The organism is Halorubrum miltondacostae, assembly GCF_041379815.1.
Lineage (GTDB): Archaea > Halobacteriota > Halobacteria > Halobacteriales > Haloferacaceae > Halorubrum > Halorubrum miltondacostae.
Genome location: NZ_JBEDNY010000001.1, coordinates 24,684 through 41,659, shown reverse-complemented (window position 1 = coordinate 41,659; position 16,976 = coordinate 24,684). Strand labels below are relative to the sequence as shown.

14 protein-coding genes and 1 pseudogene are annotated in these 16,976 nt (G+C 60.0%); 8 read left to right on the top strand and 7 right to left on the bottom strand.

Annotated elements, in window-relative coordinates; all coding sequences use genetic code 11:
• Window positions 1-3: 3 nt before the first annotated feature.
• The 4 genes from ABNG04_RS00220 to ABNG04_RS00205 all read right to left on the bottom strand — a co-directional run bounded on the left by ABNG04_RS00220 (window position 4) and on the right by ABNG04_RS00205 (window position 4,517).
• Complete coding sequence (locus tag ABNG04_RS00220; RefSeq protein ID WP_371159002.1) at window positions 4-936, bottom strand: hypothetical protein; 933 nt, start codon at window positions 934-936, stop codon at window positions 4-6.
• A complete protein-coding gene (locus tag ABNG04_RS00215; RefSeq protein WP_371159001.1) occupies window positions 937-2,193 on the bottom strand; it encodes a hypothetical protein in 1,257 nt (418 codons plus the stop codon). It lies immediately after the preceding gene.
• Window positions 2,194-2,263: 70 nt separating this feature from the next.
• The gene (locus ABNG04_RS00210) at window positions 2,264-3,100 is read right to left on the bottom strand and encodes a hypothetical protein (protein ID WP_371158999.1); all 837 of its coding nucleotides are present in this window, start codon (window positions 3,098-3,100) and stop codon (window positions 2,264-2,266) included.
• A gap of 616 nt (window positions 3,101-3,716) precedes the next feature.
• Window positions 3,717-4,517 (bottom strand): hypothetical protein, encoded by an 801-nt coding sequence (locus ABNG04_RS00205; RefSeq protein ID WP_371158997.1) that lies wholly within the window; start codon window positions 4,515-4,517, stop codon window positions 3,717-3,719.
• Between the two features lie 27 nt (window positions 4,518-4,544).
• On the opposite strand from ABNG04_RS00205, the gene ABNG04_RS00200 reads away from it, so the two are divergent.
• On the top strand, window positions 4,545-4,718 hold the full coding sequence (locus ABNG04_RS00200) for a hypothetical protein (protein ID WP_371158995.1): 174 nt from the start codon (window positions 4,545-4,547) through the stop codon (window positions 4,716-4,718).
• A gap of 111 nt (window positions 4,719-4,829) precedes the next feature.
• On the opposite strand, the gene ABNG04_RS00195 is transcribed toward ABNG04_RS00200, so the two are convergent.
• The 3 genes and pseudogenes from ABNG04_RS00195 to ABNG04_RS00185 form a co-directional block, all read right to left on the bottom strand.
• On the bottom strand, window positions 4,830-6,293 hold the full coding sequence (locus tag ABNG04_RS00195; protein WP_371158994.1) for an outer membrane protein assembly factor BamB family protein: 1,464 nt from the start codon (window positions 6,291-6,293) through the stop codon (window positions 4,830-4,832).
• 345 nt (window positions 6,294-6,638) lie between these two features.
• Window positions 6,639-6,743: pseudogene (locus tag ABNG04_RS00190) on the bottom strand (DUF91 domain-containing protein); the annotation flags it as partial.
• Window positions 6,744-6,829: 86 nt separating this feature from the next.
• On the bottom strand, window positions 6,830-9,172 hold the full coding sequence (locus tag ABNG04_RS00185) for a DEAD/DEAH box helicase (protein ID WP_371158992.1): 2,343 nt from the start codon (window positions 9,170-9,172) through the stop codon (window positions 6,830-6,832).
• Window positions 9,173-9,383: 211 nt separating this feature from the next.
• Here ABNG04_RS00185 and ABNG04_RS00180 point away from each other — a divergent pair, with 211 nt between their 5' ends.
• The 7 genes from ABNG04_RS00180 to ABNG04_RS00150 all read left to right on the top strand — a co-directional run bounded on the left by ABNG04_RS00180 (window position 9,384) and on the right by ABNG04_RS00150 (window position 16,967).
• On the top strand, window positions 9,384-9,737 hold the full coding sequence (locus ABNG04_RS00180; protein ID WP_371158990.1) for a hypothetical protein: 354 nt from the start codon (window positions 9,384-9,386) through the stop codon (window positions 9,735-9,737).
• Between the two features lie 98 nt (window positions 9,738-9,835).
• Window positions 9,836-13,894 (top strand): LAGLIDADG family homing endonuclease, encoded by a 4,059-nt coding sequence (locus ABNG04_RS00175; RefSeq protein ID WP_371158988.1) that lies wholly within the window; start codon window positions 9,836-9,838, stop codon window positions 13,892-13,894.
• The gene (locus ABNG04_RS00170; protein ID WP_371158986.1) at window positions 13,895-14,188 is read left to right on the top strand and encodes a DUF7854 family protein; all 294 of its coding nucleotides are present in this window, start codon (window positions 13,895-13,897) and stop codon (window positions 14,186-14,188) included. It begins immediately after the preceding gene.
• 108 nt (window positions 14,189-14,296) lie between these two features.
• Window positions 14,297-14,635, top strand: a complete 339-nt coding sequence (locus ABNG04_RS00165; RefSeq protein ID WP_371158984.1) for a DUF7855 family protein — start codon at window positions 14,297-14,299, stop codon at window positions 14,633-14,635.
• Window positions 14,632-15,507 carry a DUF7856 family protein gene (locus ABNG04_RS00160; RefSeq protein WP_371158982.1) on the top strand — a complete coding sequence of 292 codons (876 nt, stop codon included), beginning with the start codon at window positions 14,632-14,634 and terminating at the stop codon, window positions 15,505-15,507. The genes ABNG04_RS00165 and ABNG04_RS00160 overlap by 4 nt, the downstream gene beginning before the upstream one ends.
• A gap of 24 nt (window positions 15,508-15,531) precedes the next feature.
• Window positions 15,532-16,320 (top strand): DUF7857 domain-containing protein, encoded by a 789-nt coding sequence (locus tag ABNG04_RS00155; RefSeq protein ID WP_371158980.1) that lies wholly within the window; start codon window positions 15,532-15,534, stop codon window positions 16,318-16,320.
• Window positions 16,317-16,967: a MinD/ParA family ATP-binding protein gene (locus tag ABNG04_RS00150; protein WP_371158978.1), complete on the top strand. Its 651-nt coding sequence runs from the start codon at window positions 16,317-16,319 to the stop codon at window positions 16,965-16,967. The genes ABNG04_RS00155 and ABNG04_RS00150 overlap by 4 nt, the downstream gene beginning before the upstream one ends.
• Window positions 16,968-16,976 lie beyond the last annotated feature (9 nt).

Sequence of the window (16,976 nt, the reverse complement as noted above, 5' to 3'; positions counted from 1 at the left end):
CAGTTATTCCGATTCGTTTGATGCTTCTGCGAACTCAGAAAGTTCTGCGTTCCCAGTCTCAGAAACACTATCCGAGACGCGTTCTTCGACTGTTTCGTTTTCGAACCGATCCCGGACCCCCATTATGGTTGGGAGATTATACTTCGTGAACAAATACTTGCCATCTTCTCTTCTTTTTCGACATGCACCGATATCCCGCAGATATTCGAACGCGTCTTCGAGCTGCTCATACGAGATACCTCGATTGAAGTCGTCTTTCACATCCTCAAAGTCCAGTGCGACACCGCTTTCGGAGAGATCACTACCTAGAACAATCTCCTCACAAATCCCAAGCACCAGTGATTCGTCATGTATCTCACGAGTAAGGTACACAAGATTTGCTGGGCTGTCGGGGACAGGGATTCCGTTTTCGAGTAGTTCGCATAGGTCGTCGTCTCTTAGCGGTGTTGCCTCTAAGGATAATTCTCCACCTTTAGAAACCGTAGCTAGAGAACTTGTCTCTTCCAGTTCCCGGATTCTCTGCCTCTCCTCTGCTGAACCTACATTATGTTCACGATATTGATCCTCCCGTAGGATAGTACAGTGGTCGTACCACTCAACCTCGTCAGGATCCAAGAAGTCCTCACTTATCGGCGCTCTATTAAGATGATTTTCGACAGACCGCATGTTTATATGGTTATACTTGTCGATTCTATCGATCTCGTCTTCCTCGATACTTCCGGGTGTAATAAAATCGAAGAAGATAGCGGAGGTTCTCCCAAGAAGAGTATACGGTGGTTCAATATCTATATCATTTCTCGTATCCGGAATGACGTTATATTCCCCCACGACTCGGAAGTCCTCATCTATGATTCCGGGGCCCTCTTCTCCGATTACTGCTGATTGGAATAGGTTGTGAGTAGTAGAGTGTCTTCTCTGCGTCTCCCACGTACTCATTTAGGCCCTCACTTTTTCACTAGTTTTATCAAAGTCATATGACGAGTTAAACTCCTCATCGATAATCTCGCAGAAATCTCTTAACCCATCTTTCGTTGTGTTATTCCTCGAATATATCTTTAGATCCTGGCCTGTGACTACGACTTCAAACGACTGACCACGGTTTCCATCATATACCAAAAAGTGGTTGTCACCAATTACAGAATAACGGTAGGGCTGTTTGTATTCCAGTACATCTTCTCTCAGACTCTCCGCGATTCCGGATTCAGACGGATATTCTTCGTCCTCATTTAATTCTTCAAGAGTACAAATCGTCATACCGTCCAAGACACTTCCTTGATCTGCGTCTAGGATAATCTCAGACGCTCCACCATCGGTTTGGGTATCGTCTGCAGACTCGTCTAGAGACAGTTGTGTGAGAAAGCCGTGATCACCCGGGGTTAGGCGCTCTGGACGATGTTCTACTTCGAAGTTTTCCTTGTCTTTCTGCTCACACGCTTCGAAAATGTTCTCGATTGCGTCAACCCCAACATCTCCTGACCCCTCCCTAACTCGCGGGATGGATGCGTATCCGTCTTGATTTACAGTACCTTTTACTGCTTCTACAGGGCTATTTCTCTGGCTGAAGACAACCCGTTTGGGACGGGCAGCGAACTCATCTTGGACCTGGTCGAGAGTATCATCAGAGCCTCCGTGAACCTGTACACTGATGTACTCATCTTTGAAGAAAGGTTCATACTTTGCTGTGAAACCCGATAGGTCTCTCTTATCGTTTACCTCAACAATATCGCGGAGATCCTCAGAACTTAAGAAAATCCTATTGAGCTCGGGAATGTACTTGATTAGTTTTTCAATCGTATCTTCAGCAACTCCTTTTTTGACTACTGTGAGGATTCTTAAGTACTCCCCATCATCAATTAGCAGAAATTCATGAGTGGTGTCGTATTTGATGGGGGTGATCTCTAGCCAAGTGGACTTACTATCTACAGAAGTGGTTGAGAAGGAATGTTCTTGAAAGAAACTCTTCGGAGCCTCGTTCAAATCCTCTGAGGAGAGAAGTTCCTCAATAGATCCTGTTAGACTCTCGGGATGGAACCCGTTATTTGACGCAAGGTAGAGCTTCAGTTCCGTAGATTTCTTTTTATTTTTCCTTCCTTCTTCAACTATTTCTTCGTCAGTTTTTGTTACGTACTCTACGAAGTCTTCAAGTATATCTTCTGTATCCGCTTCTCCAAGGTCCTCCTCACTAAGCGGCATCTCGATTCACCATAATTATAGGAGTATCAAATCTCCAGACACAAGGAGGTTACCCAAGACCCGAAAATGGTTAGAACACATCTTTTTTCAACTCTTCATAATCTTCAGGGCCAAGCTCATGAGCACCTTCTAATTTCCAGTCCTTGCTTCGAAATTGGTTGATTTTTTCGCGATATCCACCAATCGTGATTTCTTGCTCGTCACCCGTAGCGGTTTGATATTTAATAGCTAAGATAATAGAGACCTGCTCATTATCCGAGCCAATGTCTTTTAGGACGTCTCCTATATGATTAGTTCCAACCACGTCATCAGATCTTAGTGTGTTAGAGTTCATTTCCTTCAACTTTGGAGAGGCTTTGAATTCAACACTTCCATTATCGGACTCCGATATTGCACCCCCCTGATCTGTGGGCCACCAAGTTCCTTCCTCCGTCCTTGTCAGGGGTACGGTATGTGAAGAATAGTAGGTGTTTGAACAGCAATCTAAATCATATTTTACACCGGTCCAGAGCCGCAAATTCCTAGCTGCGGAATTTCCATTATTCACTAGATTGACATATACTTTGTTCGCTTTCTGGTGTTGAATGTTATTCTCATCGTCTCGTTCGCTTCCCCACTCTCTCTCAGTCACGCCTAGAATCGGCGTAAATCCAGAACGCATGAGCTTCTCCTGTCGTTCTGAGAGATCTGCTTGTCTACTCTGGATTAGATATTGCATTAGATATGTAGTAAGTAGCAAGGTCGAGACTATGACAGAGAGTGAATCTTTCTTGTTGCTGAAGAAATCAAGGGTACTGTCCACAAATAGAGTACTTCCGAATAGAGTCACGTCTAGAATCGAGGCTACTATTGTACCGAAAACGCCCAATAAAAGGGTCAGGGATAATCTCCTATTGACATCAGCCATATCTGAAGATACATTCTTTCCGAAATATTTGAAGGTGAGGGAAATTCATGTTCTATTCTGGATGGGAAGTGGTGTCTGGAATCCCAGGAAGGTGACCTACCGAATTGCTCAGAAAGACACCTCTCGCTATTTGGCGAAAGTACCGAAATGAAGTAGCTGGGAGCCACGACGGCCCAATTTGTCCGGCCTGAGACTAGCCGGCACCTGGATGGGCCAACTAATTTTTCAGACGGACCTCTGTAGGGTTGAAGCGGCGACCAACTCGTGAATGCGATCGTGACTGAGCCCGGTTTTAGACGGATCTCTGTGGGATTGAAACTAGGCAGTTCACGGGTAGAATTGTAGAATAATATACTCTTTTAGATAGTGATAGAGCAAAGAAGTCAACTTTTAGGTCGGATTATTACCAAATTGCGCAATTTTCACATTCAATCGGGATACGTTCGTTTTTACTGGACTACTCTAGAGACCCTGTCCCACTAATTAAATCGGATCAATAATTGAAAAGAGAGGAAGTGTGAATTCTTTCGGTTCTCTTTTCCATCGGATTTAACGTAATAAATTTGACTGAATGAATTCGAATATCGCGAACAATCCAGAACTAAATCTTATTCACTCATGAATATCGTGATGCATGAATTCTAAAAAACGCTAATGCAATTAACATACCCGCAAGAAGCCCGATAAAACCGGCAAACCGGACGAAAATCTGTCCCGTTGGGGATTCAATTACTTGTACTGGGATTTGAACAATCCCGAGAAATTGCGGAAAATCAAAAACCTCTGCACCAGCGATTGCAAGAACTAACCCCAAAACGATAGACCAACCAAACTTTAGATTAAGCATTGTAAACTTATTGACGACATCTTTCAGTTGGTATATCACCGTAATACTCACTATCCCAAAGCGACCTACGCTGTAGGCGATTGCCGTCCAGTGTAATGCTTCTAAAGTTGGGTTTCGTAAGAAAGCTATCAAAATAAAAATAATCGTTACATTCGTTACTATTGAAGTAAAAATAATCCTCACTGTTCGTTTTTTAAATTTTCTAATTATTTTGTCTAACAAAGGATCTTGAGAGGATCCATAGAGAAAAGAGAATACTCTGGTAAAAAACCGAACAATAAGTGCACCTTCTATGCTCCGGGCAATCATGACCAAAAACATCGCATAGTACCAGAGGAGATCTCGCGAGCGGAACGCTGGGATAGCGGTAAACAGAATACCAATCGTCAGTAGTCCTAAGATCAGAAATCGCTCTGTCGGATAATAATCTGGCCAGTAAGTTAGGTTTCCAGCTGCTACACTGCCCGCAACACCGGCAAACATGAGCATAAACCCGATACCAACGGCAAGTGCTGGAAGTTGCCATGAGATAGGTGTAAAAGACGACTGAGTCTGTAATAGTAAATTCATATATAAAATTATATTAGCTCACCACGAATGAGTAAATTGATCATTGCGATGCCAACAACTACTGGAATCGTCATTGCGACGATACTACTCACGATCTGTACTATCAAATACAAATTGAATATTTTTACGACTAAAATAGTGGCTACTGGCAAGAATGCCCCAAAAAGAAAAATGAATACTCCGCGTGAGGTTCTTGCGTGAGATCGTCTCCAAGCAAGTAAATAGAGAGTCAACGAACTTGCTAAGCATACGGTAGCAAAGTCAATAATACGGATACTACTGAAAAGGAAGATTATAGTTCTCATGAATTATCTAATTTCGGTCGCGGATCCAATAGTACCAAGCAGCACCTCCAATCGATATACCTGTTACAGTGATTAGCGTAAGGAATGCGTAGTATGTTGTAATCGAATCTAGGATAGAGGTAGAATCTCTTTGGGATGAAGAGGCATCGCGAGACATCTCTTCCTGCTGAGCTAGCGAAGAATCATCACTTTCAGAAGTAGAAGGACTGGTACTATCGGCACCGTTGGTATCAGAGCGGTCATTATCCATGTTATCCGCTTCAGACATTTTCGTAAGGCTGCCAGATTTGCTCCCAACGAATAGGCCTTTGCTGGTTATTATGGGTCCCATCGTGGTCCCAGAATTGAGTCGTTTCCACCTAATCTCCCCACTATATCTGTTAAGCGAGTATATTTCGTTATTTTGATTTCCGAAATATACTGAATTTTTGCCGACCGCAATCTGACTAGTCCAAGCAGGATCAGGGACGTGGCCAACGTCGCTACGCTTCCAAACAACGCTTCCATTTGATCGAGATACTCCAACCAATTCCTGAGTACTTCCGAGAGTGGAAGCGTAAATCATATTCTCTGTAATCGCAAGTGAATTAAATCCGCTTCCGTCAGTACCTGCCTCAGTTGACCAGTCTATTATACCAGATCCAGAGTCAATATGGACCAATGAGTTTGTATCTGAAATCACAATTCCCTGTTCTGTAGCAGCAATATCTCTGATCTCCCCTTCACTAGTTTCAGTCTTCCAAACACCCACTCCAGAACCCGAATCAATCGAAATTACCTCACCGCTAACTGTACCTACAATTAAGTTCCCATCAGATACAACTGGACGTGCCCATATCCGATTTTCAAGTTGATGTTCCCACCTCTTTTCACCATTTTGCTTATTAAACGCAACCACAGTTGATCCGTGCGTAACATAAACTAAATCCCCAGCGACTGTTGGACCCCAGTACCAGGTATCGGGAGGATACATGGCTTTCCAATTCACATCTCCAGAGTTAGAATCAAGCGCGAATAATGTCGCTTGTGGGGACGAAAATATACCGCCTCCGTTTAGGGATACAGCAAAAACATTTTCTTGACCGACCGCAGGAGATGTTTCAAAATTAGAGTCTGATGATGGATTAAAACTCCAAATGGTCTTTCCAGTACTCTGATCCAGCGCGAGCACTGAGGACTTAGCAGGAGCAAATATTGTTTCTCCGTCAGTAACTGGAAGTAGCCCAGATGTATCTTCAGATTCAGCGAGATCTCTCTTCCAATTAATCTCGATGTTATTGCTATTTTTCAGATCCGCAGACCCTGGATTATAATTTGTTCCTCCTGGATACCCTCCATGTGTACGCCATTGGTCTGCTGACTCGTTAATAGGATTAGAGTACTGGGCAGTCGATATACCGCTGAAGAGTGTCCCAACACATAACAATACAATCAGGAAAATAGCCATAATCGGTGAGAACTTGGACTTCATACTAACTCTATATGTACATGAATCGACCAATTATAAAAATATCCCCTATAAATTCTTACACGAACTTGTGACTTTTCTAGCTCAACTACTTTTTGCTTTTGAATATAGAAAAATTATAAATATATAATAAGAATTCTGGCCTAGTGAGAGTTGCGTGTCCACCCTCAGTTGGGCCTTGGCGAAGCGCAATTCCGTCGAATTATGATTCTTATGATGCTGTGCCCCTATTTATGATCGCAATCATTGAGTTTGAGTGTGAGTCGATTCTATAAAGTAATTCAATCACGAACTGAGAATTCTTTTCTGACAGTTTCAGATTACGTCTACTAGTAATTCTCTCGTTTAGTCGGGTTTAATCAGGACGACGACCCGCCCGCGGTACGTGCGGGTCCGGTCGCCGCGGTCGGTCACCTGGCAGTCGCCTGCGAGCACGCGGAGTCGTTGCGGCATGGGGCGGGTGGTGCCGGTATGGGTGAAAAACGGTCGTGGCAGGGACTTATTTTGGATGCGGGGCGGGGGTCGGACGGCGCGCGCGCCTAGGCCACCCGAACGGTCCGCGTCGCGGTGACTGGCAACAGCGGGAGGTCGGGGAAGACGACCTCGACGGTGAACTCCAGTTCGTCGGCGTCCGGCGTGCCGAACACGCCGACCGGGAGCGTCGTCTCCCCGTCGAGGTACGTCGTCGTCGCGGTCATCTCCACGTCGTTGACGGTGACGCGGATTCCCGTGCGCGCGCTCCCGGAGACGGCGGTCACGGCGACCTCGCACATCTCGTTTTCTCCGACCGCGATGCTCTCGGGGAACGCGCCCCAGTCGACGTCGATCCGCGGGCAGTCGCGGGCGGCGTCGACGATCCGCTCCGCCACGGAGCCGCTCATGCCGGCGTTTTCGAGGTCCGCCGCGCCGGCGTCGACGACGTCGGCGGGGGAGGTGAGGCCGGCGCCCGCGAGGCGCTCCGCGCGGCCGGAGCCGACCCCCTCGATCGCGGTGAGCGCGACCGCCTCACGGGAGACGCCGTGTTCGACGCGCGCCTCTACGCGGCACGCGAGGTTGGCGGCGCGCGGGCCGGCGAACCGGTTGAGGAACTCCGCGAGCGCGGCGAGCAGGCGGAGCGCGTTCTGCCGGATCACCCACGCGTCCGACCGGAGGTCGGAGGGGATCGAGTCGGCCATCCCAGCGAGCAGGATGGCGAACACCTTGCGGTGGCCGTCCGCTAAGTCGGTGTCACGGCTGTCGAGGATCCGGTCGATCGCGTCCGACTCGGCCGAGCGCGCCGAGACGGAGTCGAACTCGCCCGCCGACGCGACGGTCTCTAGCACGGCGTCGGGGGTCAGCGTCTCGCGGTCGGCGAGCCGCCGGAACCGCCGCGCGGTGTCGAGCCGGAGGTAGTACTTCGAGGCCAGCCGGCCCAGCGCGGTGGGTTCGATCGCGAGGTCGTCGTCGGCCGCGACGAACCCGTCGTCGACCAGCGATTCGAGGGTGTCGCGGACGCGGTCGCGGAGCATCGAGAAGTCGTACTGCTCGGGCTTCGACTGCGCGCGGACGTAGTAGAAGGTGGTCTCCAACCACGCCATCACGTCGTCGAGCCCGCGGATCGTCCCCATCGCGATCTCCGCGTTGAGGTGGGACTCGAGGTCGGCGGCGAGCCGCGACTCGATCGCCTTCCCCTCGCGCAGCAGTTCGCGGTACTTGTCGGCGTCGGCGCGGTCGCAGACGACCCAGCCGTACCCCACGTCGTCGTACTCGGGGCGGCCGGCGCGCCCGAGCATCTGGAGCACGTCCAGCGGCGAGATGTCGGTCTCCCCCTCCAGCGGGTCGTGGTACTTCGTATCGCGGATGACGACGCAGCGGGCGGGGAGGTTCACCCCCCACGCGAGCGTCGACGTCGAGAAGAGGAACTTGATCTTCCCCTGCTTGAACCACTCCTCGACGCGGTCGCGGTCATCCTTCCCGAGGCCGGCGTGGTGGAAGCCGACGCCGTCCGTGACCGACTGGCGGAGCGTGTCGTTGGTGAGCTCTTTCGCCTCGTTGTGGAAGTCGTAGTCGCCGCGGGAGTCGATCGGGATGTCGCGTTCGGTGATCTCGTCGCGGGCCTTCTTCGCCGCCTGGACCGTGTCCTGCCGCGAGGAGACGAAGACGAGCGTCTGCCCGTCCTCCCGGACGTGGGGCTCGGCCAAGTCGAGGGCGCGGTAGAGCCGGCGGTACTTGTCGGCGAACGCGTTCGACCCGTGCGAGTACGTCTTCACGCCGGTCTCGAGGTCGACCGGACGGTACTCGTCGCCGAACGCGTACGTCGTCTCCGCGGGCGCGTCGAGCCACTCCGCCACGTCGCCGATGTTCGGCATCGTCGCCGAGAGCGCGACGACGCGGGGGTCCTGGAGTCGGCGGAGCCGCGAGACGGTGACCTCGAGCACCGCGCCGCGCTTCTCGGAGTCGAGCAGGTGGACCTCGTCGATGACGACGCAGTCCACGTCGGTGATGAAAGAGTAGCGCGCCGAGTCGTGCTTCCGGGTCGCGCTGTCGGCCTTCTCCGGCGTCGTCACCAACACGTCCGCGCGCTCGGCGCGGCGGGGGTTCAGATCGCGCTCGCCCGAGACGACGTAGACGGAGTAGCCGAGCTCCTCGAACCGCTCCCACTCGCTCTCCTTCTCGTTCGTGAGCGCGCGCAGCGGCGCGACGAAGAGGGCGGTCCCGCCCGCGGCGAGCGTCCGACAGATGGCGAGCTCGGCGAGCGCGGTCTTCCCGGAGGCGGTCGGCGCGGACGCGACCACGTTGTGGTCGGTCTCTAAGATGCCCGGCAGCGCCTCCCGTTGCATCCGATTGAACTCGTCGAACCCGAAGGCCTCCGCGAACTCCGGCACCGCGTCCGCGACCTTCACGGCACACCACACCCGTGCGCGAGTCGTCGGGAACCGCGGCTGTGTCGCATCGGATCGAGAGGGGGGCTTCGAGGGCAAAGGCGTTTCTCATGCGGGCGCGACGCGTCGGGACGGCGGTTGCGGAGCCGAGGGCGTATCGGCGGCGGCGTCGACCGCCGAAGTACCGCCGCCGACCCACATCGTTTAGGCGACCGCGGTCGACCGCACGGACATGATCTCCTCGTCGCCGCTCGTCATCGGGGTGGGCGTCGCGGTCGCGCTGCTCGTGCTCGCTCGCCGACTTCTCGGCCCGTCCGCCGAGGCGCGCGAGTCGAAGCGCGCACACGACGCGGCCCGAGAGCGCGAACCACCGGTCGAGATCGGCGAGACTTACGAGTTCGGCGTCACCGAGCTCACCGACCACCACTCCGGCGACGAGGTCGCCGTCGGCAAGGTCGAGGGATTCGTCGTCTTTACCGAGGACGTCCCGAGCGGCCTCGAACCGGGCGACGTGATCCGCGCGAAAGTCCTCTCGTTCAACGAGGGGCGCACCTCCGCCGACGCGACCTTCGTCGGCCGCGCATAATCAGGATGGGGCGGTCACCGGACCGACGCCGCGCCCGCCGCGACCACGTCCGCCCCGAACCGGAGGTTCATACGTGATGGTGACGAAGAGGTGTCGCAATGGCTCAGGCCGGCACCCAGGACCTCACGGAGCGGTTCATCCAGTTCTATCGCAACTACTACCGGGAGGAGATCGGGCAGCTCGCGCAGCGGTACCCCAACGAGCAGCGCTCGCTGTACGTCTCCTACGACGACCTCTTTCAGTTCGACCGCGACCTCGCCGAGGACTTCCTGAACAAGCCCGAGCAGATGCGCGAGTACGCCGAGGAGGCGCTGCGACTCTACGACCTCCCCGCCGACGTCAGCCTCGGCCGCGCACACGTCCGCATCGAGGACCTCCCCGAGAGCGTCGATATCCGCGGGATCCGCGTCCACGACGACCACATCGGCAAGCTCGTCTCGATCCAAGGCATCGTCCGCAAAGCCACGGACGTCCGTCCAAAGGTGACCGAGGCCGCCTTCGAGTGCCAGCGCTGCGGCACGATGACGTACATCCCGCAAAGCGACGGCGGCTTCCAAGAGCCCCACGAGTGCCAGGGCTGCGAGCGACAGGGCCCGTTCCGCGTCAACTTCGACCAGTCCGAGTTCGTCGACTCCCAGAAGCTCCGCATCCAGGAGTCGCCGGAGGGACTTCGGGGCGGCGAGACGCCCCAGTCACTCGACGTCGACATCGTCGACGACGTCACCGGCGAGGTCAGCCCCGGCGACCACGTGACCTGCGTCGGTATCCTCCACATCGAGCAGGTCGAACAGGGCAACGAGAAGTCCGCCATCTTCGACCTGTACATGGACGGCGTCTCCATCTCCATCGAGGACGAGGAGTTCGAGGACATGGACATCACCGAGGCGGACAAACGCGACATCATCGAGCTCTCCGAGCGCGACGACATCTACGAGGCGATGGTGGGTTCCATCGCGCCGGCCATCTACGGCTACGAGGAGGAGAAGCTCGCGATGATCCTCCAGCTGTTCTCCGGCGTCACCAAACACCTCCCCGACGGCTCACGGATCCGCGGGGACCTCCACATGCTCCTTATCGGCGACCCCGGGACGGGGAAGTCGCAGATGATTTCATACGTAGAAAACATCGCGCCGCGCTCCGTCTACACGTCCGGGAAGGGATCGTCCGCGGCGGGGCTCACGGCCGCCGCCGTCCGCGACGACTTCGGCGACGGCCAGCAGTGGTCACTCGAAGCCGGCGCGCTCGTCCTCGCCGACAAGGGGATCGCCGCGGTCGACGAGCTGGACAAGATGGACTGCGTCACGGGCGACACGCTGGTCTCGCTCGCGGACGGCCGCGTCGAGCGCATCGACGAACTGGCGCGGGAGGCCGCGGAAGACGGCGAGATCGAGGAGATCTCGAACGGGCGACACATCCGCGACGTGGACCTCGACGTCTGGACGATGGACGAGAACGGTTCGTTGGTCGAGCGCCCGGTCTCGACGGTCCACGAGTACGACGCGCCGTCGGAGCTCACCGAGGTCACGATGGAGACCGGCGAGTCGCTGACCGCGACGGCCGATCACCCGTTCTTCGTCCTCGACGAGAGCGAGCGCGTCGAGCGGGAGGCGGCCGCGCTCGACGAGGGCGACTGGGTGTACGTCCCCCGGGAACTGCCGGCGAAGGCCGCCGACGGCGGCGGCGCGGTGGCGGCGACGGGCGATACTGGGACCATCGAAACGCCCGCTGACGAGTCCGTCGACGGCGGCGAGGGAGTCGACGCCGCGATGGCGAGCGTACTGGGATACCTCTCAGGCGACGGGAACGTCTACTACGACCGCGACGAAGGCGTCTACGGCGTCCGGTTCACGAACGCGGACGAGGAGCTGCTGGCCGACTTCGAGCGGGCGGCGCGCGAGGCGTTCAACGCCGAACCGACCCGCCCGTCGAGCGAGAGGCGCGACGACGGCGTCGAGACGGTCCGGGTCACCGGAAAGGATCACGCCGACGCAGTTCTCGACGCGGGGATGAACCTCGGTCGATACGACGAGAAGTGCTTCCCGACCGCCGTCTCGACCGGAGGCCGCGCGGCGAAGGCCGCGTTCGTCCGGGCGCTCGCCGACAGCGAGGGGCACGTCGACGAGTCGGCCGGAAACGTCCGGATAGCGTCGGCGAGTCGAGACCTGCTCGGGGGCACGCGGACCCTCCTCTTACAGTTCGGCGCGTCGAGCCAACTCCAGCACCGCGAGCGAGACGGGGGCCGCGACGTGTACTACCTCACGGTGACCGACGCGGATTCGCTCGCGGCGTTCCAACGCCACATCGGGTTCACGGCCACGCGAAAGGCAGAGGCCCTCGACCGCGTCGTCGATTCGGCCGACGGTGATCGAACGGTTCTCGACGTGATCCCGGACGTCGGAGACGCGCTCGCGCGGTCTCGCGATTCGCTCCGGCTCCACCAGCGCGAGTGCGGTCTCAACGCGGTCACGTACCACGACTTCGAGAGCGAGGACGCGAACGTCTCGCTCCACCGCGCCGGCCGGGTCCTCGCGGCGTTCGAGGACCGGCTGGAGACGGCCGCCGAGGACCGGCGTCGACTCGACGAGCCGGCGACGTGGGAGACGCTCGCTGAACTGCGGGAACGGTACCACGTCTCGCAGTCGGAGTTGGCCGAGGGGACTGCGTTGTCCCAACAGCAGATCTCCCGCGAGTGGGGCGGAGACGACGAGGTCCGTCGGATGGTGACCGGGCGACTCCAGGAGATTCTCACCGAGGTCGCGGAGACCGACCTCGGCGACCTCCGCGAGTTCGTCCGCGGTGACGTGAAGTGGCGGCGGGTGGAGTCGGTCGAGACCGTTCCGCCGGACTCGACGGAACACCGCGGCGAGGTGCTTCGACAGCGTCTCGCGGACGTTATCGGCGGACCGGTCGAGACGGTCGAAGAGCGGGCGCGCGAACTGCTAGATCGCGACCCGGTCGGCGGAACGCGGAGGGAGCTGTCGGCGGCGCTCGAGGCGTACGATGTCGGTCAGTCCGACGTGGCGTCCCGGCTCGACGTGACGCAGGCGACCGTGTCGCGATGGCTGACCGACTCCGTCGAAACGGACCGGCTCGGGGACCTGCGCGAGGCCGTCGCAGAGGAGGTCGACGCGGTGAAAGCGGAGCTGCGGTCGATACTGGCGCGGATCGAGGACGGGGAGCGACCGAGGGTGTACGACCTGACGGTCGAGGAGACGCACAACTTCGTCGCGAACGGGCTGGTCGTCCACAACTCCTCGGACCGCTCCGCGATGCACGAGGGGCTCGAACAGCAGAAGATCTCCGTCTCGAAGGCGGGGATCAACGCGACGCTGAAGGCGCGGTGTTCGCTGCTCGGCGCCGCGAACCCGAAGTACGGCCGGTTCGACCAGTACGAGCCGATCGGCGAACAGATCGACCTGGAGCCGGCGCTGATCTCGCGGTTCGACCTCATCTTCACGGTGACGGACAGCCCGGACGCGGAGCACGACTCCCGGCTGGCGAAGCACATCATCAAGACGAACTACGCCGGCGAGCTCAACACCCAGCGCGAGGAGCTGGCCAGCTCGGAGTTCACCTCGGAGCAGGTGGCGGAGGTGACCGAGGAGGTCGCGCCGGAGATCGACGCGGAGCTGCTGCGCAAGTACATCGCCCACGCGAAACGATCCTGTTTCCCGACGATGACCGAGGAGGCGAAAGAGCTGATCGAGGAGTTCTACGTCGACCTGCGCTCGAAGGGGGCCGACGAGGACGCGCCCGTGCCGGTCACCGCCCGGAAGCTGGAGGCGATGGTGCGGCTCTCAGAGGCCAGCGCGCGAGTGCGGCTCTCCGACACCGTCGAGCGCGAGGACGCAGACCGCGCGACGGACATCGTCGAGTCCTGTCTCAAAGACATCGGCGTCGACCCGGAGACGGGCCAGTTCGACGCCGACGTGGTCGAGACGGGCACGTCGAAGAGCCAGCGCGACCGCATCAAGAACATCAAGGGACTCATCGCCGACATCGAAGAGGAGTACCAGGAGGGCGCGCCGGTCGAGGAAGTGCTCGACCGCGCGGGCGAGATCGGGATGGACCCTGGGAAGGCGGAGGGGGAGATCGAGAAGCTCCGCACGAAGGGCGAAGTGTACGAGCCCAAGCAGGGGCACCTCCGGACGACGTAGATGGACCGCATCTCCGCGATACGGAACGTCGAGGACGCGCTCCGCGAGTTCGAGGGCGGCGAGGCCGACCTCGCGGCCACCGAGCGGCGCGTCGCGGCCGTGCTGCGGACCTACGCCACCGAGTTCGACGGCGACGGCGACGTGTTCCGCGCGGTCGGCGACGACCCGGTCGACGGTACCGTGGTCGTCGCCCCGTCGGAGTCGGCCGCGCGCGAGCGCGCCCTCGCGGCGAGCGGAATCGACGACCCCATCGACGACGGGAATGCGCCCGATTTCGACGTCGAACGGTTCTAACCGTCCGTCTCCGGCGTTAGCAAGCCGTCCGTCGAGCTGGCGACGCTGACGCCGGCTGAAACGTTCTGGTCCGGAACGGATATATTTCAAAATCGCCCACCGGCGGGCGTGCTGCTGGTCGTGACGTATTCGGCGGCCGCCCGAACCGGCCTCCGGAACCTGTGTCGCCGCCACGAGTCGGTCGTGGCCCGGCGGTTCGGGCGGGCGGCGCTGCTCGACGAGACGGAGTACGCCGCGTTCCTCGCGCTGCGGCTGCGCGAGTCACACGGCGGGGACGTTCAGGTAGAGCGCACCGAGCCGTTCAACGAGTTCGTCGCCCTCGATCCGGCGGTCCGCGAGGCCGCGGCGGCCTACGCCGATCGGGACGCGGAGTCGACGCCGTACGCGGCGTTCGCTGCGGGGACGGAGCACCCCGACCTGGACGCGATGCGGGGGAACGAGCTGTGACCGAAGCGGCCTCGACCCCGTCGAAGGTCAACGGAGATACAGAGGGAGACAGCTCGACTGACGTGGCGGGGACGCCGGACCCGATCGCGGTCCTCGGCCGACTACCCACCGGGTCTGGGCTCCGGCGACAGCTCGCCGCCGCCGCGCGCTCGCGGGGGCGAACGGCGTCCGTCGCGGAGGAAATCGCGGAGATCGAGGCGGAGCTCGCGGCCATCGACGTCGAGCCGGTCGACCTGACAGCGGCGCGGCGGCGGGTCGCCGAGGCGACCGGCGAGACCGAGCAGCTGAAAGAGCGGGTCGCGGCGCTCCGCGGCGACGCCCGGGCGCGCCGCGCAGTCGACGCCGATCCGGACGAGACGCTCGAAGAATTAGCGGCGGCGGCCGCGGAGCTGTCGGCCGCGCAGACGGAGGCGATCGCCGCCGAGCAGGCGCTCGAACGCGCGCGGGCGGAGGCGGCCCGGGCCCGCGACGAGCGCCGGCGACGGCTCCAACTCCGCGACCGCCTCCGGAACCGACGGCAGACCGCTCGTCGGGAGCTCGCCGGAGCCGTGTACCCGGAGTTCCGGCGCGCCCTCGCGGCCGTTCCGGGCGGGCGTCCGAGCGCGGCGGGCGCGGACCCTTCGGCGTACGACGGGGACCCGACCGCGGCGTCGCTCGCGGCGGTCAGGATCGCCGCGCTCGACGGGGTCGTCGAACTGCGCGGGGACGCGGCCCGAGCGGCCGAGGCGTCGGACCGGAGCGCGCGCTCCCTGCTCCGGACGGCTGAGGTCAGGCTACGGGGCGCACGCAGCGGGTCCGACGACACCTTCGGCCCCGGCGACCGCGACCCCGACGAAGGTCGAGCCGAACGCGGAGCCCGCCCCGACAGTTAAGTACGATTCCGCGGGACGCGGCGTATGGAGCTCGACTGGTCCGTCGACCGGGGGGAGGGCGCGTCGCTCGTCGGAGTCCGAGTGCGCAACGACGGGGCGGTCCCGCGGCGCGTCCGGATTGAGAGCCGGCTCGACGGGCCGTTGTTCCCGCCGCGGCGCGGCGGCGTTCCCGAGTCGGGATGGGACGCGACGGGCGTGACGGCGGTGCTCGATTCGGGCGAACGCGCGGCGTTCGGGTTCGCCGCGCTCGCGGACCCGACCGATCCGCCGGTCGAGATCGCGAGCGTCGAGCCCGCGTCGGTGGACGAGAACGGCGGTCACGGGACGGCCGAAGACGGGACCGAGCCCGTGCGAGCGGCGGTACGAGACCTCGAGTCGCACCGGCCACCGCGCGCCGCGGTGGACGGAGGGGGAGGACCTGACCGCGCCGCGTCGGAGAGAAGCGACGCGGCGGTCTCCGGTTCGGGTGGAGAGGGGGTAGGCCGTGCGGAAGACGGTGCCGACGGCGAGGCAGATCGAGGGGAGTCGACGGCCGAGTCACCACCGGGGAGTGCGACCGGCGACGGCGTCGACGCGTGGTTCGCGGCCGTCGAGGCGCGGGTCGAGCGGGCGGAGCGGCTGACCGACACCGACCTCGAGACGGCGACGGCGGTCGTGGAGGAGCGCGGCGGCCTCGACGCGGTCGCGGGGCTCGACGGGCGCGTCGCGGCCGACGCCGAGCGACTGCGGGCGGTCTGCGACCGCGCCGCGGCGCTGGCCGAACGCGCCGAAGAGTGCGAGGTCCCGAGCGAGGCGCTGGAGGGACTGTCGTGATCCTCGCGGTGGCCGGGGGGAAGGGCGGGGTCGGGAAGACGACGCTCGCGTACAACGTCGCGGCCGAGCTGGACGCCGCCGTCGTCGACGCGGACCTCGGGATGGCGGACCTGCCCGACGGCCGCGGCCCCGACCTCCACGACGTCCTCGCCGGCGCAGCGGATCCGACGGAGGCGGTCCGCCCCGGCCCGGTCGACATCGTTCCGTGCGGGCGGACGCTGGCCGGCGCCCGGGCGGCCGACCTGACGCGGTTGGCGGCGGCGGTCGCCGCGGTCGAGCGCGAGTTCGGGACCGTCGTCCTCGACTGCCCTGCGGGCCGGCGCGCAGACGCCGGCGTCCCATTGGCGGTCGCGGACGCCTGCCTCCTCGTCGTCTCGCCGCGGGCGTTCGCGCTGGCCGACGCGATCCGCACCAGGGAGCTCGCCCGCGAGCTCGACGCCGGCGTGACCGGCTGTGCGGTCAACCGCGTGACCGACCCGCCGCCGGTCGACCCGATCGGCGACGCGCTCGGCGCGCCGGTCGAGGTGGTCCCGGCCGACCCCCGCGTCGGCCGATCAGTGACGGCGGAGCGGCCGGTCGTGACCGCTGCGCCCGACTGCGAGGCCGCGGTCGCGGTCCGAGCGCTCGCGCGGCGCGTCCCGGAGTGAGAGGCCGCT